Raw genomic sequence first — 20,006 nt, 5'->3', positions numbered from 1 at the left:
ATGGCGCAGGTCGTTCTGGGCGGGATCGGGTCGGCGCTGGGCGGGCCGATCGGGGGCTTTATCGGCGGCGTGCTGGGGCGGGCGGCGGACAACTGGCTGGTCGCCGGCCTGTCGCACGCGCGGCAGGTCGGGCCGAGGCTGGAGGGGCTGAAGCTGCAATCCTCGGCCGAGGGGGCGCCGATGGCCTGCGTCTTCGGTCGGGCGCGGGTGGTCGGCCAGGTGATCTGGGCCGCGCGCTTTCTGGAGCGCAAGGAGAAGCGATCGGGCGGCAAGGGCGGTCAGAAAACGGTCGACTACGCCTATTCGCTGAGCTTCGCCGTGGCCCTGTGCGAGGGCGCGATCGACGGGATCGGGCGTGTCTGGGCGGATGGTCAGCCGATGGACATGGCGGGCGTGACGATGCGGCTGCATCGTGGGACGGAGGATCAGACGCCCGACCCGCTGATCGAGGCGGTGGAGGGACGGGCGCCCGCCTATCGCGGGACGGCATATGTGGTGTTCGAGGATCTGCCGCTGGACGCCTATGGCGACCGGCCGCCGCAACTGGCGTTCGAGGTTTTCCGTCGGCCGCAGGGGGTGGCGCCCCAGCTGGAAGATCGGCTGGAGGGCGTGTGCCTGATCCCCGGCGCGGGGGAGTTCTGCCTGGCGACCGAGCCGGTGATGCGGCGCGAGGGGTTGGCGAGGTCCACGCCGGAGAACGTGCATCTGACGGCGGGTCAGACGGACCTGGAGGCCTCGCTGGATCAGCTGACGGCCCAGGCGCCGAGGTTGAAGCGGGTCAGTCTGGTGGTCGGCTGGTTCGGCGATGACGTGCGGATGGGTCACTGCCGTATCCGGCCGGGGGTGGAGCGACGCGACAAGCCGACTCGGCCGCTGGTTTGGAGCGTGGCGGGGCTGGGGCGTGCGGACGCTCATCTGATCTCACAGACGGGCGGCGGCCCGGCCTATGGCGGGACGCCCTCGGACGACAGCGTGCGTCAAGCGATCCGGGCGCTGAAGGCGCGCGGGCTGGAGGTGACGCTGTATCCCTTCGTCTTCATGGACTGCCCCGGCTATCCGTGGCGCGGGCGGATCACGGGAATGGACGGGGCGGGGGCGACGGCGGAGGTCGCGGCCCTGTTCGGCGCGGCGGACGGCTGGGGGCTGAGGCGGCTGGCGCTGCACTACGCCCGGATCGCGGCGGATGAGGGGGCGGACGGCCTGCTGATCGGCTCGGAGATGCGGGGGCTGACGGGGACGCGCGATGCCAGTGGCGGCTTTCCGGCGGTGGCGCAGTTCCGGGCGCTGGCGGCCGAGTGCCGGGCGGTGGTCGGGCCGGGGGTGAAGCTGAGCTACGCCGCCGACTGGTCGGAGTATTTCGGCTGGCAGAGGGATGGAGAGGTGCGCTTTCACCTCGATCCTTTGTGGGCGGACCCGAACATCGATTACGTCGGGATCGACTGGTATCCGCCGATGGGCGACTGGCGCGGCGGCGACGGCGGGCGGGATGCGGAGGTGTTCAAGGGGGCGTCGGATGCGGCCTATCTGGCGGCGCAGGTGGCGGGCGGCGAAGGGTATGACTGGTTCTACGCCGACGCGGTCGACCGGGCGGCGCAGCAGCGCACGGCGATCGAGGACGGCGCCCACGGCGAGGACTGGATCTGGCGCTACAAGGATCTGAAGGGCTGGTGGTCGAACCCGCACCATGAGCGCGTCGGCGGGGTGCGGCAGGCGGAGCCGACGGCCTGGGTTCCGGGGATGAAGCCTATTCGGCTGACTGAGTTCGGCTGTGCGGCGGTGGATCGCGGGGGCAATGCGCCGAACCTGTTTCAGGACCCGAAGAGCAGCGAGAACGCCTTGCCGCCGCACTCGACCGGCGCGCGCGACGACCGGATGCAGCGGCGTCTGATCGAGGCGGTGCTGGGGCATTATGCGCAGCCGGCGAACAACCCGGTCTCGGGCGTCTATGGCGGGCGGATGCTGGAAGGGGCGGACGTCTGGTGCTGGGACGCGCGGCCCTATCCGGCGTTTCCGGCGCTGGATCAGGTGTGGGCGGACGCGGGCGCCTGGCGCACGGGGCATTGGCTGAACGGGCGGATGGGCGGGGATGCGCGCGGCCTGATCGAGGCCATCCTGAAGCGCGGGGGACTGTCTGAGGCGGACTATACGGTCGGGGCGGTGGACGGCGCGGTGACGGGCTATGTCATCGACCGGCCGATGGCGACGAAGGACGCCTTGTCGCCGCTGGTGCAGGCGCTGGGGGCGACGACGGCCGAGCGTGATGGTCGGGCAGCCGTGCTGGGCGAGACGGCGCGGGAGATGACGCTGCATCAGGCGGCTCTAGCCCTGCCTGACAAGGGCGGGAGCGAGGCGGCGGATCGGCGATTGACGCCACGGCCCGGCGCGGCGCGGATGCGCTTCATCGACGAGGCGGCGGACTATCAGTTGGGCGCGGTGACGGTGCGCGGCGAGGGCGAGGGGGGCGGCGTGGACGCGGCCTTGCCTGCCGTGGTCGGGGTCGGGCTGGCGACGGCGGCGGCGCAGCGGCTGTTGGCGGGCGAGACGGCCGAGCGGTTGACGCTGAAGCTGGGGCCGCTGGAGGCGCTGAGGCTGGAGCCGGGCGATGTGATGGCGGTGGAGGGGCGCGCGGGCGACTGGCGCGTCGAGCGGCTGGACTGGGACGAGACGCCCAGCGCGGTGCTGGCTCCGGTGATCGAGGTCGCCGTTGTGGATGCGCCGGAGGACTGGCGTGGGGAGAGCGGCGGGGCGGCGACTGTGGGGGCGCCGTTCCTGAAACTGTTGGACCTGCCGCCTTTGCCGGGCGAGGAGGCGGACGGGCGGCCGGTGGTCGCGGCGGCGGCCGAGCCGTGGACGCCGATGGCGCTGCATGGCGGGGGCTCGGTCGACAGTCTGACGCAGAGGGCGCTGGTGGAAACGCCCGCGACGGTGGGAACGCTGACGGCGCCCTTGCGGCCCGGCGTGGTCGGGCGCTGGGACGAGACGGGCGTGCTGAACGTGCGGATCGAGGGGCAGGCGCCGCAGAGCCGGGCGGTCGAGGCGGTGCTGTCGGGCGCCAATCTGCTGGCGGTGCGCAGTGCGGACGGGTGGGAACTGGTGCAGTTCCGTCGGGCCGAACTGGTCGGCGGAGACGTGTGGCGGTTGAGCGGCTTGTTGCGCGGACAGCTGGGGACGGAAGAGGCGGCCGCGCGCGGGGCGGAACCGGGGGCGCTGGTCGTGGTGCTGGAGCGCGGCATGGCGCGGGCTGAGGTGGATGCGGTCGAGCGCGGATTGCCGCGGATCTGGCGGGCGGGGCCTGTGGGTTCGCCGCCGGGCGGGGCGGGGACGACGGAGGCCGGCTTCGTCTGGAGCAACCGGAATGCGGCGCCGTGGCGACCGGCGCATCTGAAGGCGAGGCCGGAGGGCGGCGGATGGCGGTTGAGCTGGCTGTCGCGCGTGCGTCTGAGCGGCGACGGTTGGGAAGGTGAGCCGGTCGAGGTCGATCCGAGGCGGTTTCGGGTGCGGGTGCTGGACGGGGATGCCGAGCGTCGGGTCTGGGAGGTCGAGGAGCTGGCGGCGGTCTATGGCGCGGTAGAGGTCGCGGCGGACTTTCCCGGGGGCGTCGGCTCCGTAGCCAAGGTCGCCGTGGCCCAGTGGGGCGACGGGTACGGCTGGGGCGCGGAGGCGGTGGCGGGGCTGTGAGATACAAGGCCCTCTCCTGTTGGGAGAGGGCTTGAGCCTCCAAGAGCGAAGCTATTGGCTAAGGCGAAAGGGTGAGGGTTCGCGGCTGAAGTCGGCCGCAGGCCGTAGCTCGTCTTGCGCGACGGCTTGCGCCGACGGAGAGGACAAGCCCCTCACCCTTTTGCGCAAGAACGATCGCTGCGCTCTCGTGCGCTCAAGCCCTCCCCGCCGGGAGAGGGGGGCAGAAAGGCCTTTCGCCCCTTTCGGCGGGCGGGCGCATGGCTTAACTGACGCTCTGGTCTGTGTTGATCCGGAGTGGAGCGAAAATTGGCTGGCGATCCCTATCAGGAACTGGGCGTTTCCAAGGGCGCGAGCGCGGACGAGATCAAGAAGGCGTTCCGCAAGCTGGCCAAGGAACTGCACCCCGACAAGAACCCCGGCGACAAGGCCGCCGAGGAGCGGTTCAAGCGCATCACCGCCGCCTTCGACCTGCTGGGCGACGCCGAGAAGCGCGCCAAATATGATCGCGGCGAGATCGACGCTGACGGACGCGAGCAGTTCCGCGGCTTCGGCGGCGCAGGGCAGGGCGGACGTCCGGGCGGCGGCGGTTTCGGCGGCTTCGGCTTCGGCGGGCGCGGCGAAGGCGGTCCCGGCGGGCGGGCCAGCTTCGACGACATCGATCTGGAAGAGATTTTCGGCGCCTTCGGCGGCGGGGCGCGTAACGCTGGGCGCGGGTTCGGCGGCGGGCGCGGGCAGGACGTGCGCGCCACGCTGGATATCAGCCTTGAGGACGCCATCGCCGGGACCACGCGCCGTATCCAGTTCTCGGATGGACGGATGCTGGACGTGACCATCCCCAAGGGGGCGTCTGAAGGCCAGACCATTCGGTTGAAGGGGCAGGGCGCCCCGGGGCGGGGCGGTCAGTCAGGCGACGCGCTGATCGAACTGCGCATCCAGCCGCATCCGGTGTTCAAGCGCGACGGTGCCGATCTGACGATGGACCTGCCGGTGTCGGTTCCGGACGCGGTGCTGGGCGGCAAGATCCAGGTGCCGACGCCCGAGGGCGCGGTAATGATGACCATTCCCAAGGGCTCGAACTCGGGCAAGGTGCTGCGGCTGAAGGGGCGCGGCGCCTATGCGAACGGCAGGCGCGGCGACCTGATGGCCAGGCTGGTGGTGACGCTGCCCGAGACGCCGGACGACGAACTGGTCCGGTTTGCGACCGAATGGCGTGAACGCCGGCCCTACAAGCCCGGCCGTTGATGGCCTAAAGGCTTGGCCTTCCTCCTCTCCTGCGAGACTTCAGAGACTGACATGACGCCCAAGCCTGCCGCCAAGCCCGCTCGCCCCTGGTTCTCTGCCGGGCCGACGGCCAAGCGTCCGGGCTGGGAGTTGGCGAACCTGCCGACGAACCTGATGGGGCGGGGCATCCGCGCGCCGGAAGTGGTCGAGCGGTTCGCGCATGGACTGCGGCTGACGCGCGAGGTGCTGAGCCCGCCGGACGACTATGTCATGCTCTATACGCCGGGATCGGACACGGGGGCGGTCGAAGCGGCGCTGTGGTGCATGTTGGGCGAGCGGCCGGTGCAGGTGGTCGCCTATGAGAATTTCGGCCTGACCTGGCTGACCGACGTCAAGGATCATCTGGGGCTGGAGCCCGAGGCTCTGACGGCGCCGTGGGGCGATCTGCCGGACCTGGCGAGGGTCGATCCGAAGAAGGATGTGGTGTTCCCGTGGAACGGCACGACCTCGGGCGTGCGCGTGCCGGACGGCGACTGGATCGCCGACGACCGCGAGGGGCTGACGATCTGCGATGCGACCTCGGCGGCGTTCGCGATGGACCTGCCGTGGGACAAGCTGGACGTGACCACCTTCAGCTTCCAGAAGGCGCTGGGCGGCGAGGCGGGCATCGGCCTGATGGTGCTGTCGCCGCGCGCCGTGGCGCGGCTGGACGCCTATCGCCCGGATCGGGCAGTGCCCAAGGTGCTGCGGATCGTCGACAAGAAGGGCTTTGATCGGACCCTGGCGGACGGGGTGGCGATGAACACCTTTTCGATCCTGACCATCGAGGACTGGATCGACGCCCTGGACTGGGCGAAGGCCGTGGGCGGCCTGCCTGCGCTGATCGCGCGCACCAACGCCAACTATGCGGCCCTGGCCGGGTGGGTGCAGCGGACCGACTGGATCGACTTCCTGCCGGAGCGGGAGGAAATCCGTTCGACCACCTCGGTCTGTCTGAAGTTCGTCGATCCGCGCATCGCGGCGATGGACGAGGCGGGCCAGAAGGCCTTCGTGAAGCGGTTCAAGGCGCTGCTGGAAGGCGAGGGGGCGGTCTATGACATGGAGCCGCATCGTTACGCCCCGCCGGGCCTGCGTCTGTGGTGCGGCTGCACGATCGAGACGGCGGACGTCGTGGCCGCGACGCCGTGGCTGGAATGGGCGTTCCAGACGGCGGTCGGCGAGTTGGCGGGATAATTCTGCACCTCATTCCGTGCGAGTGGGGCGACTCCGGACGATTCAGGGGTTATAGGCTCCCACCGCATTCTGGATTGCGGAGAAACGGTCTTGGCGAACGTCGCGGTGGTCGGCGCCCAATGGGGCGACGAGGGCAAGGGCAAGATCGTGGACTGGCTGTCCAATCGCGCCGACATGGTGGTGCGGTTCCAGGGCGGCCATAACGCGGGCCACACCCTGGTCGTCGACGGCAAGGTCTACAAGCTGGCGCTGCTGCCCTCGGGCGTGGTGCAGGGCAAGCCCTCGATCATAGGCAACGGCGTGGTCGTCGATCCCTGGCACCTGGTCGGCGAGATCGAGAAGATCCAGGCCCAGGGCGTGGCCATCACCCCCGACATCCTGACCATCGCCGACAACGCCTGCCTGATCCTGCCGATCCATCCGGCGCTGGACGTGGCGCGCGAGGCCGCCGCCAGCGCGCCGGGGGCCAAGATCGGCACGACCGGTCGCGGCATCGGTCCGGCCTATGAGGACAAGGTCGGCCGCCGCGCCATCCGCGTCTGCGACCTGGCCAATGAAGAAGACCTGAAGGTAAAGATCGACCGCCTGCGCTCGCACCACGATCCGCTTCGCGCCGGTCTGGGGCTCGAACCGATCGACCCGGCGGCCCTGCTGGCGCAACTTCTGGAGATCGCGCCGATGATCCTGCCCTACGTCAAGCCGGCGTGGCGCGTGCTGGATCAGGCCCAGAAGGCGGGCAAACGCGTGTTGTTCGAGGGAGCGCAGGGCGCCTTCCTGGACGTGGACCACGGCACCTATCCCTATGTGACGTCGTCCAACACGGTCGCCGGGCAGGCGGCGGCGGGCTCGGGCATCGGTCCGCGCGGCGTCGGTTACGTGCTGGGCATCGTGAAGGCCTATACGACCCGTGTGGGCGAAGGGCCCTTCGCCTGCGAACTGAACGACGAGGTCGGCCAGCACCTGGCGGTGGTGGGGCGTGAGATCGGCGTGAACACGGGCCGGTCGCGCCGCTGCGGCTGGTTCGACGCCGTGCTGGTGCGCCAGTCGGTGGCGATCAACGGCATCGACGGCATCGCCCTGACCAAGCTGGACGTGCTGGACGGGCTGAAGACGCTGAAGATCTGCGTCGGCTATCGCATCAATGGCGAGGTGCTGGACTATCTGCCGTCCAGCCTGAAGGATCAGGCCTCGGCCGAGCCGGTGTTCGAGGAGTTGGAAGGCTGGACCGAGAGCACGGGCAGCGTCCGCAGCTTCAAGGATCTGAACGCCCATGCGCTGAAGTATGTGCGGCGGATCGAGGAGCTGATCGGCGCGCCGGTGGCCCTGCTGTCGACCAGCCCCGAGCGTGACGACACCATTCTGATGCGCGATCCCTTCCAAGGCTGAGTTTACATTTTGGGATAAGGCAACGACGCCTTAACCCGTCGAGCATAGGGTCGGGCTCTGGAATGGAGCTCGCCCCGTGTTCGCCCTAGACGCCAAGACGATGCAGAGGATCGCGCCGGTGGTGCGGCGCGTGCTGATCGTCGATCCCAATCCCGCCGCCGCGCGCCTGCTGATGGATCTGCTCAAGGGGTTTGGGTCGCGCGAGGTGGTGGTCGAAGGCGACGAGTCGCGCGTGCTGGACCTGGCGCGGGAGATGGAGCCGGGGCTGATCTGCACCGAGCGGGCGGGGCCGAAGCTGGACGGCGAGGCTCTGGTGCGGCGTATCCGTCGCTCCAGCCTGTCGTGCCGGCGCGCGCCGATCATCATGGTCACAGCCGAGGCGACCGCCAGCGCCATCAAGGGCGCGCGGGACTCCGGCGTGCATGAGTTCCTGAGAAAGCCCTTCACCAGCGGCGACCTGCAGCGGCGGATCGAGAATCTGGCGACCAAGCCGCGCGACTGGGTCGAGGCGGTGGGCTATGTCGGACCGGACCGGCGGCGCTTCAACTCGGACGACTACGCTGGCCCGCAGAAGCGACGGGCGGACAAGCCGCGCTCGGGCGCCGAGGCCGCGGTGGCGGTCAAGGATCAGGCGATGCGGATCCTGTTCTCGGCCCTGGCGCAGTTCGACAGCGACCCGTTGCAGGCCGTGCGCGCCATCAAGCAGCAGGCCGAGACCTTGAAGGCCCTGGCCATCAAGACGGGCGATGCGCCGCTGGCCATCGCCGCGGCCGGACTGGACACGGTGCTGGCCGCCGGAGCGCCGACCAGGGCTTCGCTGACGGCGCCGGTTCAGGCGGTGCTGAAGCTGGCGCCGCCCGAGACCCTGGCGCGGGCGGGTTAGGAGACGGGTCGACGTCAGGCGTCGACCAGGTTCCGTTCCTCAGCCGCAGCGCGCATGGCCTTCTGCAGCTTTTCGAAGGCGCGGACCTCGATCTGGCGGACGCGCTCGCGGCTGACGCCGTACTGACCGGCCAGTTCCTCGAGCGTGACCGGGTCGTCCTTGAGCCGGCGCTCGGTCAGGATGTGCTTCTCGCGGTCGGTCAGCTCTTCCATGGCTTCCTGCAGCAGGCCCATGCGGATCGACTTTTCCTCGCTCTCGGCCAGTTCGGTCTCCTGGCTGACGGCGTTGTCGTCGGCCAGCCAGTCCTGCCACTCGCTTTCGCCGTCGGCGCGCAGGGGAGCGTTCAGCGAGGCGTCGCCGCCGAGACGGCGGTTCATGTCGATGACGTCCTGCTCGGTCACGCCCAGCTTGGTGGCGATGTGCGAGACGTGGTCGGGGTGCAGATCGCCTTCCTCGAAGGCCGAGATCTGGCTCTTGGCCTTGCGCAGGTTGAAGAACAGCTTCTTCTGCGCCGCCGTGGTGCCCATCTTCACGAGCGACCAGGAGCGCAGGATGTATTCCTGAATGGACGCGCGAATCCACCACATGGCGTAGGTCGCCAGGCGGAAGCCCTTGTCGGGGTCGAATTTCTTGACGGCCTGCATCAGGCCGACGTTGCCTTCCGAGATCACCTCGCCGATCGGCAGGCCGTAGCCGCGATAACCCATGGCGATCTTCGCCACGAGGCGCAGGTGAGAGGTCACGAGTCGGTGGGCGGCCTCGGTATCCTGGTGTTCGCTCCACCGCTTGGCGAGCATGAACTCCTCGTCCTTGGTCAGCATGGGAAACTTACGGATTTCCGTAAGATAACGGGACAGTCCCTGTTCGGGCGACATCACCGTCAGCGTATTGTTGGCCATATGGTCCCTCCGGCTGCATGAGCTGGCGCTACGGTTCCGACCACATGACGTGCATCTTCACCTCGCCCCTCAACTGACAAGATGGGAATCCGTTGCCCGAAGCGGAAGGGGCGGATTGTCCCAATTCGGCGGCGACGGTCCGTCGTCGTCGATCAGTTATCTAGCACAGATGTTGTTGCGAATAAAGCGGCGCGCTCCGGGGCCGCCTCAGAGGTCGGCCAGAAGGGCTTCCAGGCGTTGCATGTCCTCGGGCGGAGCGGTTTCGAAGCGTAGCGCCTGACCGGTCACAGGATGGACGAAGCCGAGGACGGCGGCGTGCAGGGCCTGGCGTTTCAGCCCGGCCGCCTCGACGGCGGCGCGGACGGGGGCGGAGGGGCTGCCCGAGCCGTAGACGGGATCGCCGAGCAGGGGCGCGCCTCTGGACGCCAGGTGGACGCGGATCTGGTGGGTGCGGCCGGTGTGGAGAGTGCAGGCGACGCGGGCGGCCAAGGGGGCGTTCGAAGCCTTGGCCGGGCGGCCGAAGGTCTGCTGGACCACATAGTCGGTGATCGCCTCGCGTCCGCCGGAACGCAGCACGGCCATCTTCTTGCGGTCGCCGCTGGAGCGGCCGATCTGGGTCTGGATGCGGCCTTTCTGGGGCGTGGGAGCTCCGCGGGTCAGGGCCACATAGGTGCGTTCGATGTCGTGGGCGGCGAACAGGGCGGACAGGCCGAGGTGAGCGCGGTCGGACTTGGCGGCGACCATGACGCCCGAGGTGTCCTTGTCGAGGCGGTGGACGATGCCGGGGCGGGCGACGCCGCCGATGCCGGACAGGCTGTCGCCGCAATGCGCCAGAAGCGCGTTGACCAGGGTGCCGGTCTCGCAGCCGGGCGCCGGGTGGGCGGCCATGCCGGGCGCCTTGTCGATGACGATCAGGTCGGCGTCCTCGAACAGAACCGTCAGCGGAAGGGATTCGGGTTGCGGCGTCGCCGGCGCGACGGGCGGCAGGGCGACGGCGTAGAGGCCGGGTCGGGCCTTGGCCGAGCCGCTGGAGACGACCTGCCCGTCGCGGGTCACTGCGCCATCGGCCAGCAGGGCCTGGAGCCGGGCGCGCGACAAGGCGGGGAAGGCCTCGGCCAATGCCTTGTCCAGGCGCACGCCCGAGGCGTCGATGCGCGCCTGCATCACCTCGACGGCGTCGCGGGGCGCCTCTTCAAGCGTTTCGTCGTCTTCCGTCAGCAAGGGTTCATCGGCCATAGGGCGAAATAGCATGGCTTGCGCAGAGAGGCGTCATCGGTCCTTGAACGCACGCAATACGCCCTGGAGGGGCCGAAGATGAAGTCGCTGATCGCCTTTGTTGTCGCCGTATCGGGCGTGATCCTGCTGTCGGGTTGCGCCACCATGAACGAGGACCAGTGCCTTGTCGGCGATTGGGGCGGTCAGGGCTGGCGCGACGGCGCGGCCGGACGCCAGGTCAGCCGCCTGGACGATCACGCCAAGGCCTGCGCCAAATACGGGGTGGCGCCGAACATGAGCGCCTATCTGGCCTCGCGAGAGGACGGGTTGCGGACCTATTGCACTTGGGAGAACGGATTCCGGCAGGGTCGTGAAGGGAACAGCTATGGCGGAGTCTGCGCCCCGGCCGAGGAGCGCGACTTCCTGCCCGCCTATGAGGATGGACGACGCATCCATGCGGTCGAGCAGGCGGTGAGCTCGGCGGAGAGCGCATTGAACTCGGCGATCGGCCGCATCGGCAATCGCGAGGACAAGCTGGAAGCCAAGCAGCGCGAACTGCGTCAGGAAGGGCTGACCGATGAGGAACGTCGTCGCATCCGCGACCGTATCCGCGAGGTGCGCGAGGAAATCCGCGACGCCCGCCGGGATGCGCGTCAGGCCGAGGAGGCGCTTCACTACGCCGAGATCGAGGCGCGAGCCGTGCGCGGCGCGATCGGCGGCCGCTACGGCGTTTGGTGAAGATGAAAACGCCCGCCTCCATCGACTGGAGGCGGGCGTTTCCGTCTGATCAGGACGCAACCGGCGATCAGCCGATGCGCGGGTCCAGTTCGCCCGAAGCGTAACGCTTGGCCATCTGGGCGGTGGACAGGGGCTTGATCTTGGATGCCTGGCCTTCGCAACCGAAGGCCTGATAGCGCTCGATGCACAGCTTGCGCATGGCTTCCTTGGCGGGCTTCAGATAGGCGCGCGGGTCGAACTCGCTCGGCTTCTCGGCCAGCACCTTGCGGATGGCGCCGGTCATGGCCATGCGGTTGTCGGTGTCGATGTTGACCTTGCGCACGCCGTTCTTGATGCCGCGCTGGATTTCCTCGACCGGCACGCCCCAGGTCTGGGGCATCTGGCCGCCATACTGGTTGATGATGTCCTGCAGGTCCTGCGGCACTGAGGACGAGCCGTGCATCACCAGGTGGGTGTTGGGCAGGCGGCGGTGGATTTCCTCGATCACGTTCATGGCCAGGACTTCGCCGTCCGGCTGGCGCGTGAACTTGTAGGCGCCGTGGCTGGTGCCCATGGCGATGGCCAGGGCGTCGACCTTGGTGGCCTTGACGAAGTCGACGGCCTGATCCGGGTCGGTCAGCAGGGCCGAGTGGTCCAGCTTGCCTTCGAAGCCGTGGCCGTCCTCGGCCTCGCCCATGCCGGTCTCGAGGCTGCCCAGAACGCCCAGTTCGCCCTCGACCGAGACGCCGCAGCTGTGGGCCATTTCGGTGACGCGGCGCGTCACTTCGACGTTGTACTCGTAGGAGGCGGGGGTCTTGGCGTCTTCTTCCAGCGAGCCGTCCATCATCACCGAGGTGAAGCCGTACTGGATGGCGGTGGCGCAGGTCGCCGGGCCGTTGCCGTGGTCCTGGTGCATGCAGACCGGGATGTGCGGGTACAGTTCGGCCAGGGCGTCGATCAGCTTGGCCAGGACGATGTCGTTGGCGTAGGAGCGGGCGCCGCGCGAGGCCTGGATGATGACCGGCGCGTTGACGGCGTCGGCGGCCTCCATGATGGCCAGGCCCTGCTCCATATTGTTGATGTTGTAGGCGGGCAGGCCGTAGTCGTGCTCCGCCGCGTGGTCGAGCAGTTGTCGCAGCGTGATGCGCGCCATGGATAGTCTCCTGAACCGGTTATGATTTTGCCCGACCTCTTAGCCGTTCGGGCGGGGGAAGTCACGCCGGGTTACAGCGCCGCGGCTTAGTGGACTTTGTGCGCTGAAGCCCTATGGGGTTCCGACGCGTGAACAGCGTCAGACCAGGGAGCGGCCATGGGCCAGAATGATGATGCGCTGGACGAGGACGGCGGCGGTTTCGACGTCGACGACTGGTCGCGGCTGACGCCCTTCGCCGGCGCGGTGGCGACGCTGGATGATGTCCAGGCGGGCAAGGCCGTCTTCGCCCTGGGCGATACGGAAGAGGCGCGCGTCATCGACATGGAACTGCCTCAGCCCGTGATCTGGTGGGAGGAGGACGGCGAGCAGGCGGCCGTGATCGTCCAGGCCGAAGCCCACGTCGGGCCCGACGGCGATCTGATGGAAGTGCTGGGCTTGATCATGCCGGACGGCGGCGGGGCGGTGGCTCTGCTGGACGACGTCGATCTGGTGGACGACACCGACCCGACGTGGCGCGATCTGGTCGCGCGCGCCGTCGATATGGACGGCGAAGACTAAAGCTTCGGACGTCAGGAGCGAGGGCCGCGAACAGCCCTCGCCTTGATGGTTGCGCTTAAGCGGCGCGCAGGGCTTCGACGCCCGGCAGAACCTTGCCTTCCATCCATTCCAGGAAGGCGCCGCCCGCGGTGGAGACGAAGGTCATGTCGTCGGCCGTGCCCGCGTGGTTCAGGGCCGCGACGGTGTCGCCGCCGCCGGCCACGGCGACCAGCTTGCCGGCCTTGGCCAGTTCAGCGGCGTGTTTGGCGGCCTCGACCGTGGCCTTGTCGAAGGGCGGGACCTCGAACACGCCCAGCGGGCCGTTCCAGATCAGGGTCTTCGACAGGTCCATGGCGCGGTTCAGGCGGGCGACCGTCTCCGGCCCGGCGTCCAGGATCAGGTCGTCGGCGGCGATGCGGTCCAGGGCGCGCACGCCCGATTCGATGCCCGGCTTGACGCCCTTGGCGACCACGACGTCGACCGGCAGAAGCAGTTCGCAGCCTTGGCGACGGGCTTCCTCGATGATCTCGCGAGCGGTGTCGGCCAGATCCTTCTCGCACAGCGAACCGCCGACATCGACGCCCTGGGCGAACAGGAAGGTGTTGGCCATGCCGCCGCCGATGGCCAGGTAGTCCAGCTTGGCGACCAGGTTCTTCAGCAGGTCCAGCTTGGTCGAGACCTTGGCGCCGCCGACGATGCCGATGACCGGCTTCTGCGGCTTGCCCAGCGCCGCATCCAGCGCCTCAAGCTCGCGCGCCATGGCGCAACCGGCATAGGCGGGCAGCAGGCGGGCCAGACCCTCGGTCGAGGCGTGGGCGCGGTGCGCGGCCGAGAAGGCGTCGTTGACGTAGAGGTCGCCCAGTTCCGCCAGCTGTTGGGCGAAGGCCGGGTCGTTCTTTTCCTCGCCCTTGTGGAAGCGGACGTTTTCCAGCAGCAGCACGCCGCCCGCGTCCAGATCGGCCACGGCGGTCTTGGCCTCGTCGCCCACGCAGTCGTCAGCGAAGCGCACGGGGCCGTGCAGCAGCATCTCCAGCGGCTGAACGACCGGCTTCAGGCTCATCGACGGCACGCGCTCGCCCTTGGGGCGGTCGAAGTGGGCCAGCAGCACCACCTTGGCGCCCGCCTCTCGCAGGCGGTGGATGGTCGGCAGGGCGGCCTTCAGCCGGGTGTCGTCAGTGACGTTCCCGTCCTCCATCGGCACGTTGAAGTCCACGCGGACCAGGGCGGTCTTGCCCGAAAGGTCGGAAACGTCGTCGAGGGTGCGGAAGGTCATCGGTGATCCGTCTTTTGATCTGGGCGGCGGGCCCGTCGTCTTGAAACAAGGGGCTCTCAGCCGTTCGGCGAGAGCCCCTCATAGGTCAGCAGTCTGTCAGGCGCGAGGCCGGATCAGAGGAACTTCGCCATCACCAGGGCGGTGTCGGCCATGCGGGTCGCGAAGCCCCACTCGTTGTCGTACCAGGTCAGGACGCGGGCCAGCTTGCCGTCGACGACCTGCGTCTGGGGCAGGGCGGCGGTCGAGGAGGCGGCGACGTGGTTCAGGTCGACCGAGACCAGCGGGTCGGTGGTCGTGGCCAGGACGCCGCTCATCGGGCCGTTCGCGGCGGCCAGCAGGGCGGCGTTGATTTCCTCGACCGTGACTTCGCGACCGGCGACGACCTTCAGGTCGACGACCGAGACGTTCGGGGTCGGGACGCGGATCGACGAGCCGTCCAGCTTGCCCTTCAGTTCCGGCAGGACCAGGCCCAGGGCCTTGGCGGCGCCGGTCGAGGTCGGGATCATGCTGAGGGCGGCGGCGCGGCCGCGGTACAGGTCCTTGTGCATCGTATCCAGCGTCGGCTGGTCGCCGGTGTAGGCGTGGATGGTGGTCATGTAGCCGCGCTCGATGCCGAACAGGTCGTGCAGCACCTTGGCCACCGGGGCCAGGGCGTTGGTCGTGCACGAGCCGTTGGAGACGACGATGTCGTCGGCCGTCAGGGTCTCATGGTTGACCTTGAAGACGATGGTCTTGTCGGCGCCGTCGGCAGGGGCCGAGACCAGCACGCGCTTGGCGCCCGCCTTCAGGTGAGCAGAGGCCTTGTCCTTGGAGGTGAAGATGCCCGTGCATTCCAGGGCGATGTCCACCTTCAGCTCGGCGTGCGGCAGGTTGGCCGGGTCGCGCTCGGCCGTGACCTTGATCTTGCCGGTGCCGACGTCGATCCAGTCCTCGCCGGTCGTGACCGTGCCGGGGAAGCGGCCGTGCACCGAGTCATAGCGGAACAGGTGGGCGTTGGTCTCGACCGGACCCAGGTCGTTGATCGCCACGACCTCAATGTCCTTGCGGCCGTGCTCGACGATGGAGCGAAGGACGAGGCGGCCGATGCGGCCGAAGCCGTTGATGGCGACGCGAACGGTCATGGGGCGAGGTCTCCTGAACCAAGGGTTATTTATGATTGGCGCCTTAGTGGGACGGAGCGCGCGCGGTTGCAACCCCGTCGCCGTAACAAGGTATGATCACCTGTAACCGTCGGGGCGCGGCCCAGCCCTTCAGCAGCAGCGGAAGCCGCCCCCTTCGCCAAACCGCCGCGCCTCATGCAGGCGGAAGAAGGCGGTGCGGTCCAGCGGTTCCTGATCCGGGTGGGTCGCCTTCGTATGGGCGACATAGGCGTCATAGTCGGGCTGGCCGATCATCAGCCCGGCGGTGCGGCGGGCGTCCTTGCCCCACCGCACCAGAGTGTCGCGACAGGCGCAGAGCAGGTCCGCGCCCCCGGTTGTCGCCGAGGATGAAGAGGGCCTAGGCACGGGCGATGTCCATGGCTTCGTCGGCCAGGGTCAGCTCATGCTCGGCCGGGGTTTCGACCACGGTCGGGCGATCGGACTTCAGCGCCTTGAGGCAGGCGCCGACGCCATAGACCACGACCGTCAGCACCACGAACAGGAAGCCCGCCGTCAGCGCCGAGTTGACGTAGTCGTTGACGATGACGCGGTGCATGTCGCCGATGGTCTTGGCCGGAGCCAGGATGTCGCCGGCGGCCATGGCGTCCTGATATTTCCGGGCATGGGCCAGGAAGCCGATCTTCACGTCCGGGTGGAACAGCTTCTGCAGCCCCGCCGTGACCGTGCAGATCAGCAGCCAGACCGCCGGGACCGCCGTGGCCCAGGCGAACCTCTGCCGCTTCATCTTGAACAGGACGACCGTGCCCAGGATCAGGGCGACCGCCGCCAGCATCTGGTTGGCGATGCCGAACAGGGGCCACAGGCTGTTGATCCCGCCCAGGGGATCGACCACGCCGGTATAGAGGAAATAGCCCCACAGCCCGACCGTCAGGGCCGTGGCCACGACGTTGCCGGTCCAGGAATGGGTCTGGCGCATCTTCGGCACGGCCATGCCGAGCAGATCCTGGATCATGAAGCGGCAGACGCGGGTGCCCGCATCGACCGTGGTCAGGATGAACAGGGCCTCGAACAGGATGGCGAAGTGGTACCAGAAGGCCATCATGGCCTCGCCGCCGATGACGCCCGACAGGATGTGGGCCATGCCGACGGCCAGGGTGGGGGCGCCGCCTGCGCGCGACAGGATGGAGTGCTCGCCCACCTGTCGGGCCAGGTTCTCCAACTCGGCCGGGGTGATGTGGAAGCCCCACTGGGCCACGGCGGCGGCGGCGGATGCGGCGTTGTCGCCGATGACGGCGACCGGGCTGTTCATGGCGAAATAGACGGCCGGGTCCAGCACGGTGGCGGCGATCAGGGCCATGATGGCCACGAAGCTTTCGCACAGCATGGCGCCGTAGCCGATCAGCGGGATCTGGTTCTCGTTCTCCAGCAGCTTGGGCGTGGTGCCGGACGAGATCAGGGCGTGGAAGCCGGACACGGCCCCGCAGGCGATGGTGATGAACAGGAAGGGGAACAGGGCGCCCGAGAAGACCGGCCCGGTTCCGTCGATGAAGGGGGTGACGGCGGGCATCTGGATGTGCGGTCGCACGATCAATATGCCGACGGCCAGGGCGACGATGGCGCCGATCTTCAGGAAGGTGGACAGGTAGTCGCGCGGGGCCAGCAGCAGCCACACCGGAATGACCGAGGCGATGAAGCCATAGGCCATCATGGCGATGGCCAGCGTCGTGCCCGACAGGGTGAAGGCCGGACCCCAGAAGGGATCAGCCGCAATATGGCCGCCGCCGATGATGGCCAGGACCAGCAGCACCACGCCGATCACCGACACCTCGCCCACGCGGCCGGGCCGCAGATAGCGGGTGTACAGACCCATGAAGACGGCGATGGGAATGGTGGCGGCGACGGTGAAGGTGCCCCACGGGCTCTCGGCCAGGGCCTTGACCACCACCAGGGCCAGCACGGCCAGGATGATGACCATGATCATCAGCACCCCGACCTGGGCGATGACGCCGGGGATGGGCCCCATCTCGGTGCGGACCATGTCGCCCAGCGAGCGACCGTCGCGTCGGGTCGACATGAACAGGACGATCATGTCCTGCACCGCCCCCGCCAGCACGGCACCGACCAGAATCCACAGCACGCCCGGCAGATAGCCCATCTGCGCCGCCAGCACCGGCCCGACCAGAGGGCCTGCGCCCGCGATGGCTGCGAAGTGGTGGCCGAACAGGACGTTGCGCGGCGTCGGGACGTAATCCAGCCCGTCATTGTGTCTAACGGCGGGCGTGGGCCTGCGGGCGTTCAGCCCCAGCACCTTTCCGGCCAAATAGCGGGCGTAGAAGCGGTAGGCGATGGCGTAGACGCACAGCGCCGCGACCACGATCCAGACGGCGCTGATGCTTTCGCCTTGGTGCAGGGCGATGACGGCGAGGGACACGGCCCCCAATATGGCGATGGCGCCGAATATCAGCGCCGTCTTGAGCTTGCCCATGGCGAACGGTCCTCCGGGTCGACTGGGTGCGACCTTTCGCCTTTTTTGGACCCTAATCGCGCCCGGCGCCAATCGACAAAAGTCGAAGAAGCTTGGCTGCGGGCATGGCTAATGTTTCGACCCTCTCCCATCAGGAGAGGGAGAAGGATTACGGAGCGACCACCCGCACCTTGCTCGCCGCCTCGGTTGCACGCGCACGCGCCTCGTCCGTGTCGGCGCCGCGCGCCAGGGCCACGCCCATGCGGCGGCGCTCGAAGGCCTCTGGCTTGCCGAACAGGCGCAGGTCGGCGGTCGGGACCGACAGGGCTTCGGCCACGCCCTCGAACACCACGCCTTCAGCCTCCATCCCGCCGTAGATGACGGCGCTGGCGCCCGGTTCGCGTAGGGTCACGTCGACCGGCAGGCCCAGAATGGCGCGGGCGTGCAGGGCGAACTCGCTCATGGTCTGGGTGGCCAGAGTCACCAGCCCGGTGTCGTGCGGGCGCGGCGACACCTCCGAGAACCAGACGTCATTGCCCTTCACGAACAGTTCGACGCCGAACACGCCGAGGCCGCCCAGCGCCTCCGTCACCTTGGCCGCGATGGCCTGCGACGCTTTCAACGCCGCCTCGCTCATGGCCTGCGGCTGCCAGCTTTCGACATAGTCGCCCTTCTGCTGGCGGTGGCCGATAGGCGCGCAGAAATCGGTGCGCACCGCGCCGTCGCGTAACGACCGCACCGTCAGCAGGGTGATCTCATAGTCGAAGTCGATGCTGCCCTCGACGATGACGACGCCGCCCGCGACCCGCCCCGAGGCTTCGGCATAGGCCCAGGCGTCGGCGACGCCCTCGGGGCCTTCGACATAGGACTGGCCCTTGCCCGAGGACGACATGACCGGCTTGACGAAGCAGGGAAAGCCCACGGCCTGCGCGTCCGCCGCCAGCTCCTCGGCCGAAGCAGCGAAGGCGTAGGGGCTGGTCGGCAGGCCCAGTTCCTCGGCGGCCAGACGACGGATGCCCTCGCGGTTCATGGTCAGCTGCGTCGCCCGCGCGGTGGGGATGACGCGGGCAAGACCCGCCGCTTCGATGCCGGCCAGCACGTCGGTGGCGATGGCCTCGATCTCGGGCACGATGATGTGCGGCGCCTCGGCCAGGATGACGCCGTTCAGCACCTGGGCGTCGGTCATGGGGATGACGTGGCTGCGGTGCGCCACCTGCATGGCCGGAGCGTTGGCGTAGCGGTCGACCGCGATCACCTCGGCGCCGAGGCGCTGCAGCTCGATCGCGACCTCCTTGCCCAGTTCGCCCGAGCCCAGCAGCATGACGCGCGTGGCGTGGTCGGTAAGCGGCGTGCCGATCTTCATGGCGTCAGGCTCCGAAAAGTCGTTCAGGTTCCGGGCGCTGCCGGAACCGCATAGAGGCGGCGAAACGCGTCCAGCGCCGCGCCGTGATAGATGGTGGCGTGGCTTTCGGCCGGGCGCGGGGTGAAGTCCCATTTGACGCCGGGCAGGGCGTGGTCGCGCAGATTGGCGGTCAGCACGTCCATCGGCGCCTGCATCATCTCGCCCTCGTCGCCCAGCGTCAGGATCAGGGTGCGCGGATCGTTGGAGTGGTCGCGCAGATGGGCGCCGGACTGCTGGGCCAGCCTGCCGCCGTCCCACCACAGGCTGGGGCTGACGGCGACATAGGCGTCGAACATCTGCGGCTCTTTCAGGAAGGTCTCGATCACGAACAGACCCGCGAGAGACTCGCCCATCAGCGCCGTCTCGCCGTTGGTGCGCAGGCGGCTCTCGATGAAGGGCTGGACCTCTTCGCCGATGAAGCGACGGAAGCGGTCGGAATGGCCCTGCGTCGGATAGCGGGCGATCAGTTCGGCGTCCTCGGTCGGCAGGGCCAGCTCATTGCGGCGGTCGACCGAGGCGACGCCCACGACGATGACGTCGCGGGTCGTGCCGACGATGGTCCCCAACTGGGCGATGCCCGAGATGTGGTGGAAGTCCTGATCCTGACCGCCGTCCAGCACATAGAGAACCGGATAGGTCTGGCCGCTTTCAGCATATCCGGGCGGCAGCCAGACGTTGATCTCGCGCGTCTGACCCATGATGGCCGAGGGCAGGGCGTAGGACCGGCCGATGACGATGGGCGTCTCGGCGACGGCGGGTGCGTCCTCCGCCGGTGCGGCGAGAGCGGTCGCGCCGCCCGCCATCGACAAGCCGAGGCTCAGGACGAGGGCGAGGCGGCGCATGAG

The 20,006-nt window shown here is 68.7% G+C and carries 16 protein-coding genes; 7 read left to right on the top strand and 9 right to left on the bottom strand.

Going from position 1 to position 20,006, the window contains the following annotated elements:
• The 5 genes from ACWGL1_RS00730 to ACWGL1_RS00710 all read left to right on the top strand — a co-directional run bounded on the left by ACWGL1_RS00730 (position 1) and on the right by ACWGL1_RS00710 (position 8,401).
• The gene (locus ACWGL1_RS00730; RefSeq protein ID WP_452110887.1) at positions 1 to 3,678 is read left to right on the top strand and encodes a baseplate multidomain protein megatron; all 3,678 of its coding nucleotides are present in this window, start codon (positions 1 to 3) and stop codon (positions 3,676 to 3,678) included.
• A 306-nt stretch (positions 3,679 to 3,984) separates the two neighbouring features.
• On the top strand, positions 3,985 to 4,920 hold the full coding sequence (locus ACWGL1_RS00725; RefSeq protein WP_452110886.1) for a DnaJ C-terminal domain-containing protein: 936 nt from the start codon (positions 3,985 to 3,987) through the stop codon (positions 4,918 to 4,920).
• Between the two features lie 51 nt (positions 4,921 to 4,971).
• Positions 4,972 to 6,132, top strand: a complete 1,161-nt coding sequence (locus tag ACWGL1_RS00720) for a phosphoserine transaminase (protein ID WP_452110885.1) — start codon at positions 4,972 to 4,974, stop codon at positions 6,130 to 6,132.
• A gap of 90 nt (positions 6,133 to 6,222) precedes the next feature.
• The gene (locus ACWGL1_RS00715) at positions 6,223 to 7,518 is read left to right on the top strand and encodes an adenylosuccinate synthase (protein ID WP_452110884.1); all 1,296 of its coding nucleotides are present in this window, start codon (positions 6,223 to 6,225) and stop codon (positions 7,516 to 7,518) included.
• A 76-nt stretch (positions 7,519 to 7,594) separates the two neighbouring features.
• Positions 7,595 to 8,401: a response regulator gene (locus tag ACWGL1_RS00710; RefSeq protein ID WP_452110883.1), complete on the top strand. Its 807-nt coding sequence runs from the start codon at positions 7,595 to 7,597 to the stop codon at positions 8,399 to 8,401.
• Between the two features lie 14 nt (positions 8,402 to 8,415).
• Here the strand turns inward: ACWGL1_RS00710 and rpoH are convergent, their stop codons facing one another.
• The gene (gene rpoH, locus ACWGL1_RS00705) at positions 8,416 to 9,300 is read right to left on the bottom strand and encodes an RNA polymerase sigma factor RpoH (protein WP_291777990.1); all 885 of its coding nucleotides are present in this window, start codon (positions 9,298 to 9,300) and stop codon (positions 8,416 to 8,418) included.
• 207 nt (positions 9,301 to 9,507) lie between these two features.
• Positions 9,508 to 10,536 (bottom strand): RluA family pseudouridine synthase, encoded by a 1,029-nt coding sequence (locus ACWGL1_RS00700; protein WP_452111123.1) that lies wholly within the window; start codon positions 10,534 to 10,536, stop codon positions 9,508 to 9,510.
• A gap of 78 nt (positions 10,537 to 10,614) precedes the next feature.
• On the opposite strand from ACWGL1_RS00700, the gene ACWGL1_RS00695 reads away from it, so the two are divergent.
• The gene (locus ACWGL1_RS00695) at positions 10,615 to 11,253 is read left to right on the top strand and encodes a DUF2799 domain-containing protein (protein ID WP_452110882.1); all 639 of its coding nucleotides are present in this window, start codon (positions 10,615 to 10,617) and stop codon (positions 11,251 to 11,253) included.
• A 67-nt stretch (positions 11,254 to 11,320) separates the two neighbouring features.
• Here the strand turns inward: ACWGL1_RS00695 and fba are convergent, their stop codons facing one another.
• On the bottom strand, positions 11,321 to 12,385 hold the full coding sequence (fba, locus tag ACWGL1_RS00690; RefSeq protein WP_452110881.1) for a class II fructose-bisphosphate aldolase: 1,065 nt from the start codon (positions 12,383 to 12,385) through the stop codon (positions 11,321 to 11,323).
• Positions 12,386 to 12,541: 156 nt separating this feature from the next.
• Between fba and ACWGL1_RS00685 the strand changes: the two genes are divergently transcribed.
• Entirely contained in the window at positions 12,542 to 12,943 is a 402-nt protein-coding gene (locus tag ACWGL1_RS00685; RefSeq protein WP_452110880.1) for a hypothetical protein, read from the top strand.
• A gap of 55 nt (positions 12,944 to 12,998) precedes the next feature.
• Here ACWGL1_RS00685 and ACWGL1_RS00680 read toward each other — a convergent pair whose 3' ends face one another.
• The 6 genes from ACWGL1_RS00680 to ACWGL1_RS00655 form a co-directional block, all read right to left on the bottom strand.
• Positions 12,999 to 14,195, bottom strand: a complete 1,197-nt coding sequence (locus tag ACWGL1_RS00680; protein ID WP_452110879.1) for a phosphoglycerate kinase — start codon at positions 14,193 to 14,195, stop codon at positions 12,999 to 13,001.
• 113 nt (positions 14,196 to 14,308) lie between these two features.
• Entirely contained in the window at positions 14,309 to 15,316 is a 1,008-nt protein-coding gene (gene gap / locus ACWGL1_RS00675; RefSeq protein ID WP_200168597.1) for a type I glyceraldehyde-3-phosphate dehydrogenase, read from the bottom strand.
• Between the two features lie 129 nt (positions 15,317 to 15,445).
• A complete protein-coding gene (locus ACWGL1_RS00670) occupies positions 15,446 to 15,700 on the bottom strand; it encodes a YbdD/YjiX family protein (protein WP_452110878.1) in 255 nt (84 codons plus the stop codon).
• A complete protein-coding gene (locus tag ACWGL1_RS00665) occupies positions 15,693 to 17,780 on the bottom strand; it encodes a carbon starvation CstA family protein (protein ID WP_452110877.1) in 2,088 nt (695 codons plus the stop codon). Before ACWGL1_RS00665 ends, ACWGL1_RS00670 begins: the two co-directional genes overlap by 8 nt.
• A 148-nt stretch (positions 17,781 to 17,928) precedes the next feature.
• Positions 17,929 to 19,122 (bottom strand): formate-dependent phosphoribosylglycinamide formyltransferase, encoded by a 1,194-nt coding sequence (gene purT / locus ACWGL1_RS00660; RefSeq protein ID WP_452110876.1) that lies wholly within the window; start codon positions 19,120 to 19,122, stop codon positions 17,929 to 17,931.
• 23 nt (positions 19,123 to 19,145) lie between these two features.
• A complete protein-coding gene (locus tag ACWGL1_RS00655) occupies positions 19,146 to 20,003 on the bottom strand; it encodes an alpha/beta hydrolase (RefSeq protein WP_452110875.1) in 858 nt (285 codons plus the stop codon).
• Positions 20,004 to 20,006: the final 3 nt, after the last annotated feature.

It is taken from the genome of Brevundimonas sp. NPDC055812, assembly GCF_053616535.1.
The sequence above is the reverse complement of the archived record's forward strand: the minus strand, read 5'-3'. Positions and strand labels throughout refer to the sequence as shown.

Bases quoted from the DNA above. Each gene is read 5' to 3' on its own strand.
- gap (WP_200168597.1), bottom strand. From the start codon at position 15,316: ATGACCGTTCGCGTCGCCATCAACGGCTTCGGCCGCATCGGCCGCCTC.
- ACWGL1_RS00685 (WP_452110880.1), top strand. From the start codon at position 12,542: ATGGGCCAGAATGATGATGCGCTGGACGAGGACGGCGGCGGTTTCGAC.
- ACWGL1_RS00720 (WP_452110885.1), top strand. From the start codon at position 4,972: ATGACGCCCAAGCCTGCCGCCAAGCCCGCTCGCCCCTGGTTCTCTGCC.
- ACWGL1_RS00695 (WP_452110882.1), top strand. From the start codon at position 10,615: ATGAAGTCGCTGATCGCCTTTGTTGTCGCCGTATCGGGCGTGATCCTG.
- fba (WP_452110881.1), bottom strand. From the start codon at position 12,385: ATGGCGCGCATCACGCTGCGACAACTGCTCGACCACGCGGCGGAGCAC.
- ACWGL1_RS00680 (WP_452110879.1), bottom strand. From the start codon at position 14,195: ATGACCTTCCGCACCCTCGACGACGTTTCCGACCTTTCGGGCAAGACC.
- ACWGL1_RS00700 (WP_452111123.1), bottom strand. From the start codon at position 10,536: ATGGCCGATGAACCCTTGCTGACGGAAGACGACGAAACGCTTGAAGAG.
- ACWGL1_RS00655 (WP_452110875.1), bottom strand. From the start codon at position 20,003: ATGCGCCGCCTCGCCCTCGTCCTGAGCCTCGGCTTGTCGATGGCGGGC.
- ACWGL1_RS00730 (WP_452110887.1), top strand. From the start codon at position 1: ATGGCGCAGGTCGTTCTGGGCGGGATCGGGTCGGCGCTGGGCGGGCCG.
- rpoH (WP_291777990.1), bottom strand. From the start codon at position 9,300: ATGGCCAACAATACGCTGACGGTGATGTCGCCCGAACAGGGACTGTCC.
- purT (WP_452110876.1), bottom strand. From the start codon at position 19,122: ATGAAGATCGGCACGCCGCTTACCGACCACGCCACGCGCGTCATGCTG.
- ACWGL1_RS00665 (WP_452110877.1), bottom strand. From the start codon at position 17,780: ATGGGCAAGCTCAAGACGGCGCTGATATTCGGCGCCATCGCCATATTG.